We start from the raw sequence: 12612 nt of genomic DNA on the forward strand, positions 1-12612 counted from the left end.
AAAGCCGACCAGGACTCTGGTCGGCTTTTTTATTTCTGCGTGTGCTGTCATGTAGCAACCCGGATCCTACCTACAAAAGCAATTTGTCTATTCATAGGGAAATTGCCAGCGCCCCCCCTTACCCTCTATTTTTAGGCAAAAAAAAAGCCCACTCTGGGGTGCAGAAGCGGGCATATAAAGCGTGCCCAGTTTCATGGCACACCCAAAATGTTAAAGCTTATTTGTTTAGCTGGAACAAGGACATCCCTTGCATATCGCTGAAAGCTTTATAAGAGGCCTGAAGGGCTGCCTGCTGCATCACATAAGAAGAGATTGCTGAGTTCCAGTCCACATCAACCAAATCACTCATTTGCTGAGCCTGACCCAACGCGCGATCGCTACCTAACTCATCAAGCTTATCCAACTCGTTCAGTTGCGTACCGAGTTCAGCACGCACAGTCAGCACGTTATTGAGGGAGTTTCTCAACCCACGGTTGGTTTTATCAATAGCCGCGCCCAAGTCAGCTTTCTGAGTGTCATCCAGACCTTCTGTTGGAGTTCTCAGCGTCGCAATAGCTGAGTCAAGCATATTGAAAAGACTCTTCTCAGACTTACCAGTACCCGGTTCAGGCACCGCATTACTGGTCAGTGACTCGAAAATCTCTGAGCCGAGATGCCCTACGGTCATGGTGCGAGATGCGTCTACAGACTGAGTTACCGATGTACTACCACCGGTATAAGTGATGCTGTTGGCCCCACCGCTAAACGGTGCCGAATCCGTTTTGTAACCCGCAAAAATATAGCGCCCGTTGCCATCAGTACTGTTGGCAAGATTCAATATCTGATTGCGAATACCTTCCAGATCTGTCGCCAGTGATGCACGGTCGTCATCGCTTAACGTACCGTTACCGGCGTTAACGATTCTTTCTTGTGCTGACTGGATAGCTGTTGTCACCTGCCCTAACACGTTTTCTTCCAGCGAAATCTTTTGAGTTGCAAAGGTACGCGCCAACGCATACTGGCTGTTTTGTGCCTGAGCCTGAGACAGCACTACGGCCTGCGATGCAGCAATCGGATCGTCAGAAGGTTTAGTAACTCGCTTACCGGTCGACATCTGCTCGCCATAACGCAACCACTCACTTTGCGAGTTAGTTATGCCGCGCATGTTCTGTTGGTACATCATTGCGGTACTGATACGCATACGCCAGATTCCTTAATTAACGAATGGACAGTAACGCATCAAACAGAGTTGATGCCGTCTGTAGTACCTGGGCATTGGCCAGGTAATATTGTTGGAAACGCTGCAAGTTACCGTACTCTTCGTCGAGATTGACGCCAGAGATAGACTGCTGTTGGTTACTCAACTGCGTGACCACGTTGTTTTGTGTGGTGCTGGTGACTTTCAGCGTGCTGGTTTTGTTGCCAACATCGCTTACAAGGCTCGCATACGCATCGTTAAACGATTTGTTACCGTTAACGATTTTGCCACTTTGCAAATCCAGCATTGCCTGGGCATTACGGTTGTCGCTTGCACCACCGCTGGTATTGCCAGTGCCACCATTAGGGTCACCCGCCAGGGCCAGCATACTTTCGTCGGTAATCAGCACGCCCATGTTCACAACAGCGTCAGAAACAGGTTTAACTATGAAGCTGTCATTTTCGCTCGGCGCCGTACCGCTAATATCAAGTTTCAGACCATCAAAGCTCATGCTTTTGCCATCAGTGGAGAGCGTGGCTTTGAATTGCTTATTATCCGCCAGGCGCGTGACTTGCCAGTCCTTGCCGTCATAGACCACTTTGTAGTCGCTGGCCTGCACTTCCGAGCTGTTCGTCATGCTTACTTTAAGCGAGGTATCTTTAGCGACATTGTTGGCATTCCCCCAGGCTGTCGGCCCACCGATTGAAAAGAACTTGCCGCCAGCATCACCATTGGCATCAACCCCTTTGCCATGTTGTTGATTTATCGCATCGGCAAATGTCAGAGCCAGTTGCCCCAGGCGGTTGCGAGCGCTATCAAGGTCTTGAGAACGGAAGGTCAACACGCCGCCCAGCGTGCCGCTGCTCAATTGGTTTTCCGGGATTTCCTTAGTGCCGGAAACTGGGTCAACATACGCAACAGTAGTGCGTGAAGGGTCAGCACTGGAAGGGACTGCCGCCAGTTTATTGGCTTTATCACCCTGCACCAGGGACAAACCATTCGCGATGGAGACGTTATAAGTACCGCCATCCTGAACACTGACTTCAACACCGACAATCTGGTTTAACTCGCTAACCAGTTGGTCGCGCTGATCGAGCAGATCGTTCGGTGCTGCACCTGCGCCCACACCCGTCAGACGCGAAATCTGGTTATTCAGATTGGCAATCTGGCTGGCGTAATTGTTGATTTGCTCCACGCTGCTCTGGATGCTGGTATTCACCTGCTTATCCTGGTCGCGTAGATACTGATCGGTCACCTTAAACTGGTTTACCAGACCGTTGGCATTGCCAAGCAGAGCCTGGCGTGCCGCCGGGTCTTCGGAGTTACTAACCAGAGTCTGCAAGCCGCTAAAGAAGCTCTGCATGGTTGTTGCGAGGGTATTTGTAGTGCCAGACAGAATATTGTCAATTTTAGACATCTGTTGGTACTGAGTATTCAGACCACTGCTTTGCGTTTGTGCCGCACGCAGTTGATTAGTGATGAACGCATCATATTCACGTTGCACACCGCTGACTTGCACGCCATTACCAATCCAGCCACCTGCGCCAAACGTACTTTGCGACTGCGACAACACGGTAGTCTGGCGGGTATAGCCTGTGACGTTATAGTTAGAAATGTTGTTACTGACAGTATTCAGTGCCGCCTGGGCAGCACCCAGGCCACTCATGGCACTGTTAATCAGGCTACTGGACATGAAATTTCCTTAGCGCGTTAATCACGATTCCTGTTGGTAAGTATCGGCAGCGTCTGGCAACACTTGAGGTGTTAGCTCTAAATAATTCGAGTTGCAGGAAGGTGGCAAGGGAGCAAATCCCCAGGAACTTACATAAAGTAAGTGACTGGGGTTTGTGAGTGCAGCCAACGCACCTGCGGCTCGAAGTATGATGAGCTTCAGAATAAATTGGATAAGTCATTGCTATAAGCTTTTGCGACCTTCTCACCCATCGCCTTCATCTGTTGAATCATGCCCGTCAGCTTACGGGCATAGTTCGGGTCGGTTGCGTAACCGGCATTCTGCAATGCCTGTGCACCCTGTTCTGCGGTATTGGCGTTAGTGACTGCGGCGTATCGCGGGTTGCGCGTCAGCAAACCGACGTAATCAGAAAGTGCTTCGAGGTAAGAGCTATAGACACGGAATTTCGCTTTCACCTTTTTCGCTTCACCATTTTCATACTCAGTAGTGGTGATTTCCGTCGTCGGGCCTTTCCAACTTCCCGACGCCTTCACGCCAAACAAGTTAAAACTCGGCTCACCTTTCTCAGTAAGAATCTGCCGCTGACCCCACCCTGACTCCAGCGCAGCCTGCGCCAGAATCAAGTGATGCGGAATACCGCTCTGTTCACTGGCAAGCCTTGCTGGTAAAGAAAGCTGCGCCAGGAAGTCTTTGCTGTCACCCGTCAGCGGTTCTTCGTTAGAAGGTGCTTTTGGAATGGCCTGGCGCACCATTTGCGTTAACGCCTGGTTCTGGAAACTGGTCACAGTTTGCAGATCAAACTTCATCGGCACTTTGCCAGCATCTTCCGATGGGTCGGCATTACCGCCCATTTGCTCCACCATCATATCGGCCAGACCAAGCCCTTTGGAGCTTAGCTGCTGCGCAATTTGCTGGTCATAGATGCTGGTGTACATGCGTGTCTGCTCGCTGCTAAACAAGCCATCTTTTGGCAGAGCCTCACGCATGCTTTTCAGCATCATCTGCACGAACATCCCTTCCACCTGGCGAGCAACCGATTTCATGTTGCCCTTTGGGTCTTGCCCGGTTTTCGCTTTTAGCTCGTTAAGAGAGTTAGCATCCCATGCAGCATTCGCCAGTGACTGGGTATCGTTAAGCATCAGATGATTTCCACTTTGGCACGCAGACATCCCGCGGTTTGCATCGATTGCAGAATCGACATCAATTCCATTGGTGAAGCACCCAGCGTATTCAGTGCACGAACCACATTATTCAGATTGGCACTGGCGTTAACCCGTTGCAGCGCACCACCGTTCTGACGCAGATCGATTTGGGTTTGCGGCGTCACAACTGTTTGGCCGCCACCAAATGGCGTATCCGGCTGGCTTACCTGTGCTGAACGGTTAACCGTTACAGACAAGTTACCCTGCGCCACAGCACAAGTGTCAAGTGTCACTTCCTGGTTCATCACCACCGAGCCGGTACGTGAGTTGATAATCACTTTCGCGTCCTGCGCAGGCATGTTGACTTCAAGGTTCTGAATATCAGCCAACAAACGCACTTGCGAACTGTTACCGCTTGGTACACGAATCTGAATAGTGCGCGCATCTAAAGCTGAAGCACTGCCAAAACCACGTGAGCGGTTGATGGTGTCAGTTATCTGCTGCGCAAGAGTGAAATCATCGTTGTTAAGTTGCAGGCTAATCATATTCCCGGTGCCAAAAGTGCCCGGCAACTCACGTTCGATAACCGCACCGTTTGTGATACGACCGCCGTTAAGCTGGTTAACCTGAACGCTGCTGCCGCCCGCTGAAGCCCCGGCACCGCCTACCAGAATGTTACCCTGCGCGAGCGCATAAACCTGGTTATCAACACCTTTCATCGGCGTCATCAGCAAGGTGCCACCACGCAGGCTTTTGGCGTTACCCATGGATGAAACCACCACATCAATATTCTGCCCGGATCGTGCAAATGCTGGGTATTTTGCCGTCACCATTACCGCTGCGACGTTTTTAAGCTGCATGTTGGTGCCCGCCGGAACGGTGATCCCCAACTGCGAAAGCATGTTGTTAAGTGTCTGGGTAGTGAACGGTGTTTGTGTGGTTTGGTCGCCTGTGCCATCGAGCCCAACCACCAGACCGTAACCAATCAGGGAGTTTTCACGCACGCCCTGAACCGTTGTCAGGTCGCGGATACGGTCGGCTTGCGCAAAGGTTGCCACCAGAATCAGCAATCCGAATAAATATTTGGTCATGAGTTTCCTCGCTTACATCGGCGATAAATTAAGGAAGAAGCGTTGCAACCAACCCATATTCTGCGCTTCGTTGATATAGCCGTTACCGACATATTCGATGCGTGCATCCGCCACTTGCGTAGACGGCACGGTATTGGAGCCGCTAATAGTGCGAGGATTCACCACGCCGGAGAAACGAATAAATTCGGTGCCCTGGTTAATGGCTATCTGTTTTTCACCCACGACGTGCAGGTTGCCGTTTGCCAGTACCTGATCCACCGTCACGGTTAAGGTTCCACTAAAGGTATTACTGGCGTTTGCCCCACCTTTACCGTTGAAACTGTTGCCGCCAGAGGCATCCACTGACGCGCGATCGTTGCCGAATAGCCCCTCGAGATAACGAGGCGTTACGTCAAAGCCAAAGTTTGTTTTGCCATCACGGCTGGCATTAGCCGACGAGCTTTTGCTGGCACTGACATTTTCCTGGAGCTGAATAGTCAAGGTATCGCCGACATTCCTTGGACGGCGGTCTTCGAACAAAGGTTGATACCCATAGTTCACCGGTTGCGCCGTCTGGAAAATTGAACCATTGACGATAGGCGCAGGGCCTGGCACTGGCTGGGCCGTTGTCGCCCCTTCCACCAGCGGTTTAGTTGGTATCAGCGCGCAGCCCGTTGAGGCGAGCACCAGACACATCACGATAGGACGGAGAACCATTGGGTTTTGCATTGCTTTCATCTTCAGGTCATTCAGATAAAGACAGCCGGTGCAAAACTGCACACCGGCAAACGCCTTACAGTTGCGTCAGTTTTTGCAGCATCTGATCGGTGGTAGAAACGGCTTTACTGTTGATTTCGTAAGCGCGCTGAACCTGGATCATATTCACCAGCTCTTCTGCCACGTTCACGTTAGAGGTTTCAACATACCCCTGGTACAAAAGCCCCGCGCCGTTAAGCCCCGGAGTACTTTCATTAGGCGTTCCGGAGGACTGGGTTTCGGCATAGAGGTTTTCACCCAGGCTTTCCAGACCCGTGTCGTTCATAAAGGTGGTCAAGTTAAGCTGGCCTACCTGCACGGGTTGCGCCTGACCCTGCTGAGTCACACTCACGATGCCGTCACGTCCAACGGTAATCGTCAGGGCGTTAGCAGGAATGGTGATTGCTGGCTGAACCTGGAAACCACCCGCCGTCACCAGTTGGCCGTTTTGATCAACCTGGAATGAACCATCGCGCGTGTAGGCACTGGTTCCATCCGGCAGTTGTACCTGGAAGAAACCCTGACCTTTGATAGCCACATCTTTACTGTTGTTAGTCTGAGAAAGGTTACCCTGGCTATGCAGACGCTCAGTGGCGACCGGACGCACACCCGTACCAATCTGCAAACCTGACGGCAACGTGGTTTGCTCAGAAGATTGCGCACCAGGCTGGCGAATAGTCTGGTAAAGAAGATCTTCAAACACAGCACGCTGACGCTTAAAACCATTGGTGGAGACGTTTGCCAGGTTGTTGGCAATCACATCCATGTTGGTTTGCTGGGCATCAAGACCGGTTTTGGCGATCCATAAAGAACTGATCATTTTGAATTCCTGTTAGTTTCGCGGCTGATTATCACGTCATCGACAGCAGTTGGTTGGCCCGTTGCTCGTTTTCATCCACGCTCGAAATAATCTTCATCTGCATTTCAAAACGACGGGCGTTGGAAATCATGTCCGCCATGGCTTCAACCGGTTTAACGTTACTGCCTTCCAGTACGCCAGGCATCAAAGAGATGCTGGCATCGGCTTGTAAAGTCGCACCGCGCGTGGCTTGGGCAGCCGGGCTCAAACGGAAAAATCCATCATCGCCACGTACAACTTCTGTACCGGTAGCTTTCACCAGTTTCAGGCGGCCAATCGGTGCTACCGTATTAGGCTGGTCACCCGCGTTAAGTGCAGAAATGGTGCCATCAGCCGCGATAGTTAGCTGTGCGCCTTGAGGAACAGCAATCGGGCCACCTTCCCCCATCACCGGTTGCCCGCCGATGGTCAGTTGCCCGGCAGGACTCACCTGCATATTGCCGTTACGGGTATAAGCTTCTGTACCATCAGCACTTTGTACCGCCAGCCAGCCATCTTGTTGCAGGGCAACATCCAGCGGGCGTTGGGTGTAATCAAGCTGACCTTGGGACATATCAGCGCCAGGCGTTGACGCGGTCACCAGCGTACGCGTTGGCAAAGAAAGCCCTTCCACCGGAACTGCGCGCAAAGCCGTTAGCTGTGCACGAAAGCCGGGAGTTGAAGCATTCGCCAGGTTGCTGGCCGTCACCGCTTGTTGATTCAGCGTCTGACTGGCCGCGCCCATGGCGGTATAAATTGCGTGATCCATTAAGCTTTCCCGTCAGTGCTTAGCGCAGGTTAACCAGGGTGTTAAGAATCTGGTCCTGGGTTTTGATGGTCTGCGCGTTAGATTGGTAATTGCGCTGTGCGACAATCATATTGACCAGTTCTTTACTCAGATCGACGTTTGAGGCTTCCAGCGCACCGTTAGTCAGCGTACCGAAGTTACCTGAACCTGCCGTACCCAACAGCGCAACACCTGAAGCATTGGTCGCCGCCCAGACGTTGTTACCCTCAGAGGACAAGCCTTCCGGGTTGGCAAAGTTGGACAACACAATCTGCCCGAGCAATTGGTTTTGTTCGTTGGAGTAGTTACCGACTACGGTTCCATCTTCATTGATCTGATAGCTCACCAAATCGCCTGGCTTGTAGCCATTCTGGTTCGCGGCAACGATGTTGTTGGAGCCGGTGTTTTGCTGCATGGAGTTGAGGAAGCTGAGATTGAATGTCGCAGGCGTTGCACCATTAATAGCCTCAGTCTTAAAATCGCTAGCGGTACCTTTGGTTAAGACACCACTACTACTGAACTCCAGAGATGTCCCTTTTTGAATCGGGCTCCCCGCAACGCTGCTGTCCTGGGTATAAACATCCCAGGTATTTGCCGTAGAAGACTTCACAAAGAAGACGTTCATATCATGGGAGTTACCCTGGCTGTCATAGACAGTGATTGAGCCTTTTTTGTTGTAACTCTCTGAATCTGCTGGATCAAACTTCGCGTTGGCGGGCACCTTATCAGTAGAGTTCAGGTTAATCTGCATTGAGGCCGTGGTAGTGATTTTCGCCGCCATCAAAGTATTCGGAATTGAAAGCCCTACCGGGTTTGCCCCTTCCTGAATCGTTGGCGGTGTGCCGGTTGCCGGATAACCCGTCAGTTGCATACCCTGCATGTTCACCAGGTTGCGGTTTTGATCCAGTTTGAACTGACCGTTGCGGCTGTAATAGACCGAACCGTTAGTGTCCACCATACGGAAGAAACCATTCTGGCTAATCGCCACATCCAGGCCACGCCCGGTGTTGGTCGTAGTACCGTCGCCAAAGTCCTGCGTGATGCCTGCGACTTTAACGCCCAGACCCACTTTAGAACCTGCAAACATGTCAGCGAAAGATACGCTGCCGGACTTAAAGCCATAGGTGGCGGAGTTGGCAATGTTGTTACCAATTACGTCCAGGTTGGTGGCGGCGGCATTCAGGCCGCTGACCGCTTGAGAAAAGGCCATGTCTTACTCCTGCAAAGGGTTATAGGCTTAAATAATCTGCCTGATGTCGTCGAGAGTGGAGGTGCCGTAAGTACCGAGGTCGAGCAAGGTCTTGCCATTACTGAGTGTCACACCGTTGACCATCGCAAAATTGAGCGGCTGAGCAACCAGCTGTGTCCCACCATTGGTGGCATTGATAGCGACGTTATAAGCACCGTCTGGCGCCGTCGAACCGTCCGTCATCGTCCCATCCCAGGTAAAGGTATGAACGCCTGCGCTTAGACCACCAATATCGAGCGTGCGTACCACTTTGCCGGTGTTATCGGTGATCGTTGCGGTAACTTTATCGGCGGCTTGTTGCAGCTCCACACCAAACGGCGTGGTCGCCTCTTTGCCTGCCAGAATTTTAGAACCAGGGATCATCACGCCATGACCAATCAGGGCGCTTGCCTGAACTGACTGGTTATTGTTTAACTGGCCTGACACTGAACCGAGCGTGGTGTTGAGTTTTTCAATACCGCTCACGGTACTGATTTGCGCAAGCTGCGTAGTCAGTTCGTTATTTTGCAGAGGGTTGGTCGGGTCCTGGTTTTTGAGCTGCGCAACCAGCAGGGTCAGGAAACTACTTTGAAGATCGGCAGCATTGTTCCCGGTAATGCTGCTATTTCCCGATAAAGTATTAACACCACTGGTCGTGGTGTCGTTCATATTAACGGCTATGCCCATCAGTCACTCCTTTACTGACCAAGAGTCAGGGTTTTCAACATCATGCTTTTCACCGTGTTGAGTACTTCCACATTTGCCTGGTAGCTACGGGAGGCAGACATGCTGTTGACCATCTCACCTACCACATCAACGTTTGGCATCCGCACGTAACCTTTAGCGTCAGCGAGCGGGTTACCCGGCTGAAAGACCAGCTTGTCCGGAGCCTGGCTCTCTTCAACACCCGTCACTTTCACACCACCGGTTTCAGCACCCGGTGCTGCATCCACCTGGAAAATAACTTGCCTGGCACGGTACGGTTGACCATCCGGGCCAGTGACGCTGTCGGCGTTAGCCAGGTTACTCGCCGCCACGTTCATACGCTTGGACTGCGCGGCCATCGCTGAACCGGCAATATCAAAAATATTCAGTAAAGCCATCTATTAGCCACCCTGTTGCAGCACAGACATCATGCCCTTGATTTGGCCGCCGAGAACCGTCAGGTCTGACTGGTATTTCAGGCTGTTATCGGCAAATTGTGTACGTTCGCGGTCCATGTCGACGGTGTTACCATCCATAGATGGTTGGTCAGGAATGCGGTAGAGGAGATCAAGCTGTGGGACAGTTTGAGTTTGTGCCGGAATATGGCGCGAAGAGGTAAGAGCAAGCGAGACACCGCTGCCTTCAACACGTCCTCTGTCCATCACTTTTTTCATTTCACTGGCAAAATCAATATCGCGAGCCTGATAACCTGGGGTATCGGCATTAGCGATATTCCCTGCCAGAATTTCCTGACGCTGGGCGCGCAAATTTATCGCTTCTTGCTGAAATCGCAGCGCGGCATCCAGTTTGTCTAGCATGTTCCCTCCGCATAATTAGGATTTGTCCGACAGCTTAAAGCCCCTTACGCGTGCGTTATCGTTGGAATAGACACAAAATGCGTCGCTATTTGTCGCCTTGATCAATTCCGAGTGCGGTTAAAATCACTGCAACCTGAACAAGGAGAGACGTTATGAACGGTCTGAAAACCTGGAGCACGATTGCGCTTTTACTGGCATGCCCACCGGCATTTGCCAGTATTCTGGATGCACCTTTGAACCAGTTTTTTCAGCAACGTCTGGCGGGCATAAGCGATGAAGTATCGGTAAAAGTGAAAACACCCGATGCACAATTACCCTCCTGCCCGCTTCCCGATTTTTCAATGCCGGGTAATGGTCGCCTTTGGGGAACCGTGAGCGTGTTAGCACGATGTGGTGATACCAAACGATTTATTCAGGCAGAAGTGCAGGCTATTGGAAATTACGTCGTTGCAGCCCAGGCGCTACCACGTGGCAGTGTCATTAATGAAAGTCAGGTACAACTTAAACGCGGGAGATTGGATCAACTCCCTCCGCGTGCCATGTTGGATATCCGCCAGGCAAATGATGCTGTAACTCTGCGCGACATCGCACCAAATCAGCCAATTATGCTGTCGATGGTGCGTCAATCATGGCGAGTCAAAGCCGGGCAACGAGTCCAGGTGGTGGCTGCAGGTGAAGGTTTTAGTGTGAATAGCGAAGGTAAAGCACTGAACAATGCCGCTGTCGCACAGAATGCGCGGGTACGAATGGATTCTGGTCAGATTGTGAGCGGAACAGTCGACGTTGATGGGAATATTCTGATTAACTTGTAATATTCAACGGGTGATTAAGAAGGGTATAAAGGTTCTGCGGCGACTGCCGATAGTGTGTTAACAGATGATAGATATTGGCAGGCTCAAATGCTGCGAGCCACCTCGATGAGGATAGAATAATGAGCATTGATCGCACTTCTCCTTTAAAGCCGGTAAGTACCGTACAACCACGTGAAACAACAGAAGCTCCGATTCAAAAGAGCCGTCTGGAAAAAAGTACCACGCCAAACAGCACCAATGTGACACTCAGTGACGCGCAGGCTAAGTTAATTCAGCCAGGCAGCGGTGATATTAATATGGAACGCGTTGAAGCACTCAAAACGGCGATCCGCAACGGTGAGCTTAAAATGGATACCGGCAAAATCGCCGATGCATTAATCCAGGAAGCTCTCAGCGATACCCAAAATAATTTAAGTGGCGGGAAGGCGACCAGGCCGTAAGTCCCCAGGAGCATAGATAACTATGTGACTGGGGCGCACGGGTGCAGTCAACGCACCAGCAGCTTGAAGTATGACGGGTATATATCGAGTAAATAATTGCATGAATCGTCTGTTAGAAGTGATGGATCAAATGACTGTGGTGCTCAACTCTCTTAAAGAGGTGATGGACGCCGAGCAGCAACAACTATCCGCAGGCCATGTGAATGGCAGTGCATTGCAGCGCATTACCGAAGATAAAAGCTCGTTACTTGCGACGCTGGATTATCTCGAACAGCTTCGCCGTGACGCACAGAAAGCCGAAAACACCAGCAGCACGGATATTAGCCAGCGTTGGCAGACGATTACGCAGAAAACGCAGCACTTACGTGATATCAACCAGCATAACGGTTGGCTATTAGAGGATCAGTTAGCGCGTAATGAACAAGCGCTGGCGGTACTCAAACCGCATCAGGAACCTAATCTTTATGGGGCTGATGGGCAGGCGACGACGGTGAGTCGCGGCGGGAAGAAAATAACGATTTAGTGCCAGAAAGAATAAGGGCGGTTTCAAAGCACCGCCCTGGTAACGCGTTAAAGACCCTTCAGAATCTTCATTGTTGCTTCAACATCAATTTCATCTTCAGAGAAGATCAACGTTGTGCCCTGGAAAGTGGTCACTGCCAGCTTTTTCAAGGTACGCATCTCACCCTGTTTCGGGTCAGCCTTCGGACGAATGCTATTCATCAATACGCCCACAGACAGCACCGCATTCTCTTTATCAATCTTGGTTTCGGCAGGCACTTCTTCGCTGTAAACCAGGAAGGATTTAATCGACGTGATTTTGATGCGCTCGCCTGCGATATAAATGTACTTGCTATCAGGTTCAACCTTCACAGCAAACGCCGACAGGCCTTTATTGTTGGTCGTTGGCTCGAAAGTGACTGATGCGTCTTTCTTAATCAGTTCAGGGTTGGCGACCTTAATCACATGAAAATAACGATTGTCACCGTTTTCATCTTTGATAAAACCGAAACCTTTATCTTCAAACCAGGTTGTGATTGTCCCGTGCATCGCTATTACCGCCTAATTAATCGTTCAATAAGTCAAATTTTGCAGCGCGCAGTTTAATGCAGAATGCGCGTGCCGACTATGCCTTTGGCACGTGTC

Annotated in this window: 15 protein-coding genes; 3 read left to right on the forward strand and 12 right to left on the reverse strand. The window is 51.1% G+C overall.

Annotated elements, in window-relative coordinates:
* Positions 1 to 217 precede the first annotated feature (217 nt).
* The 11 genes from flgL to flgB all read right to left on the reverse strand — a co-directional run bounded on the left by flgL (position 218) and on the right by flgB (position 10214).
* A complete protein-coding gene (gene flgL, locus LVQ79_RS14840) occupies positions 218 to 1180 on the reverse strand; it encodes a flagellar hook-associated protein FlgL (RefSeq protein WP_232865540.1) in 963 nt (320 codons plus the stop codon).
* Positions 1181 to 1196: 16 nt separating this feature from the next.
* Entirely contained in the window at positions 1197 to 2870 is a 1674-nt protein-coding gene (gene flgK, locus LVQ79_RS14845) for a flagellar hook-associated protein FlgK (protein ID WP_232865541.1), read from the reverse strand.
* Positions 2871 to 3067: 197 nt separating this feature from the next.
* Positions 3068 to 4009 carry a flagellar assembly peptidoglycan hydrolase FlgJ gene (flgJ, locus tag LVQ79_RS14850; RefSeq protein ID WP_064517893.1) on the reverse strand — a complete coding sequence of 314 codons (942 nt, stop codon included), beginning with the start codon at positions 4007 to 4009 and terminating at the stop codon, positions 3068 to 3070.
* Positions 4009 to 5103: a flagellar basal body P-ring protein FlgI gene (locus LVQ79_RS14855; RefSeq protein WP_151992600.1), complete on the reverse strand. Its 1095-nt coding sequence runs from the start codon at positions 5101 to 5103 to the stop codon at positions 4009 to 4011. Before LVQ79_RS14855 ends, flgJ begins: the two co-directional genes overlap by 1 nt.
* A gap of 12 nt (positions 5104 to 5115) precedes the next feature.
* Entirely contained in the window at positions 5116 to 5811 is a 696-nt protein-coding gene (gene flgH, locus LVQ79_RS14860) for a flagellar basal body L-ring protein FlgH (RefSeq protein WP_151992923.1), read from the reverse strand.
* Between the two features lie 64 nt (positions 5812 to 5875).
* Positions 5876 to 6658, reverse strand: a complete 783-nt coding sequence (flgG, locus tag LVQ79_RS14865; protein ID WP_064517889.1) for a flagellar basal-body rod protein FlgG — start codon at positions 6656 to 6658, stop codon at positions 5876 to 5878.
* A 31-nt stretch (positions 6659 to 6689) separates the two neighbouring features.
* Positions 6690 to 7445, reverse strand: coding sequence for a flagellar basal body rod protein FlgF (locus LVQ79_RS14870; RefSeq protein WP_151992601.1), 756 nt, complete (start codon positions 7443 to 7445; stop codon positions 6690 to 6692).
* Between the two features lie 19 nt (positions 7446 to 7464).
* The gene (flgE, locus tag LVQ79_RS14875) at positions 7465 to 8673 is read right to left on the reverse strand and encodes a flagellar hook protein FlgE (RefSeq protein ID WP_232865542.1); all 1209 of its coding nucleotides are present in this window, start codon (positions 8671 to 8673) and stop codon (positions 7465 to 7467) included.
* A 27-nt stretch (positions 8674 to 8700) separates the two neighbouring features.
* Positions 8701 to 9378 (reverse strand): flagellar hook assembly protein FlgD, encoded by a 678-nt coding sequence (gene flgD / locus LVQ79_RS14880; RefSeq protein ID WP_064517883.1) that lies wholly within the window; start codon positions 9376 to 9378, stop codon positions 8701 to 8703.
* Between the two features lie 11 nt (positions 9379 to 9389).
* Positions 9390 to 9794 carry a flagellar basal body rod protein FlgC gene (gene flgC / locus LVQ79_RS14885; RefSeq protein ID WP_151992603.1) on the reverse strand — a complete coding sequence of 135 codons (405 nt, stop codon included), beginning with the start codon at positions 9792 to 9794 and terminating at the stop codon, positions 9390 to 9392.
* 3 nt (positions 9795 to 9797) lie between these two features.
* Positions 9798 to 10214, reverse strand: a complete 417-nt coding sequence (gene flgB / locus LVQ79_RS14890; protein ID WP_064517881.1) for a flagellar basal body rod protein FlgB — start codon at positions 10212 to 10214, stop codon at positions 9798 to 9800.
* Positions 10215 to 10366: 152 nt separating this feature from the next.
* Between flgB and flgA the strand changes: the two genes are divergently transcribed.
* The 3 genes from flgA (at position 10367) to flgN (ending at position 11989) form a co-directional block, all read left to right on the forward strand.
* Entirely contained in the window at positions 10367 to 11026 is a 660-nt protein-coding gene (gene flgA, locus LVQ79_RS14895; RefSeq protein ID WP_134183460.1) for a flagellar basal body P-ring formation chaperone FlgA, read from the forward strand.
* Positions 11027 to 11145: 119 nt separating this feature from the next.
* Positions 11146 to 11466, forward strand: a complete 321-nt coding sequence (gene flgM / locus LVQ79_RS14900) for a flagellar biosynthesis anti-sigma factor FlgM (protein WP_232865543.1) — start codon at positions 11146 to 11148, stop codon at positions 11464 to 11466.
* A gap of 100 nt (positions 11467 to 11566) precedes the next feature.
* The gene (flgN, locus tag LVQ79_RS14905) at positions 11567 to 11989 is read left to right on the forward strand and encodes a flagella biosynthesis chaperone FlgN (protein WP_232865544.1); all 423 of its coding nucleotides are present in this window, start codon (positions 11567 to 11569) and stop codon (positions 11987 to 11989) included.
* Between the two features lie 47 nt (positions 11990 to 12036).
* Here flgN and LVQ79_RS14910 read toward each other — a convergent pair whose 3' ends face one another.
* Complete coding sequence (locus LVQ79_RS14910; RefSeq protein ID WP_232865583.1) at positions 12037 to 12522, reverse strand: cold shock domain-containing protein; 486 nt, start codon at positions 12520 to 12522, stop codon at positions 12037 to 12039.
* Positions 12523 to 12612: the final 90 nt, after the last annotated feature.

Source organism: Buttiauxella cochleicola (genome assembly GCF_021282405.1).
Classification (GTDB): Bacteria; Pseudomonadota; Gammaproteobacteria; order Enterobacterales; family Enterobacteriaceae; genus Buttiauxella; species Buttiauxella massiliensis.

Coding starts and splice junctions, on each gene's coding strand:
- flgL (WP_232865540.1), bottom strand. CDS start 1,180: ATGCGTATCAGTACCGCAATGATGTACCAACAGAACATGCGCGGCATA.
- flgK (WP_232865541.1), bottom strand. CDS start 2,870: ATGTCCAGTAGCCTGATTAACAGTGCCATGAGTGGCCTGGGTGCTGCC.
- flgJ (WP_064517893.1), bottom strand. CDS start 4,009: ATGCTTAACGATACCCAGTCACTGGCGAATGCTGCATGGGATGCTAAC.
- LVQ79_RS14855 (WP_151992600.1), bottom strand. CDS start 5,103: ATGACCAAATATTTATTCGGATTGCTGATTCTGGTGGCAACCTTTGCG.
- flgH (WP_151992923.1), bottom strand. CDS start 5,811: ATGCAAAACCCAATGGTTCTCCGTCCTATCGTGATGTGTCTGGTGCTC.
- flgG (WP_064517889.1), bottom strand. CDS start 6,658: ATGATCAGTTCTTTATGGATCGCCAAAACCGGTCTTGATGCCCAGCAA.
- LVQ79_RS14870 (WP_151992601.1), bottom strand. CDS start 7,445: ATGGATCACGCAATTTATACCGCCATGGGCGCGGCCAGTCAGACGCTG.
- flgE (WP_232865542.1), bottom strand. CDS start 8,673: ATGGCCTTTTCTCAAGCGGTCAGCGGCCTGAATGCCGCCGCCACCAAC.
- flgD (WP_064517883.1), bottom strand. CDS start 9,378: ATGGGCATAGCCGTTAATATGAACGACACCACGACCAGTGGTGTTAAT.
- flgC (WP_151992603.1), bottom strand. CDS start 9,794: ATGGCTTTACTGAATATTTTTGATATTGCCGGTTCAGCGATGGCCGCG.
- flgB (WP_064517881.1), bottom strand. CDS start 10,214: ATGCTAGACAAACTGGATGCCGCGCTGCGATTTCAGCAAGAAGCGATA.
- flgA (WP_134183460.1), top strand. CDS start 10,367: ATGAACGGTCTGAAAACCTGGAGCACGATTGCGCTTTTACTGGCATGC.
- flgM (WP_232865543.1), top strand. CDS start 11,146: ATGAGCATTGATCGCACTTCTCCTTTAAAGCCGGTAAGTACCGTACAA.
- flgN (WP_232865544.1), top strand. CDS start 11,567: ATGAATCGTCTGTTAGAAGTGATGGATCAAATGACTGTGGTGCTCAAC.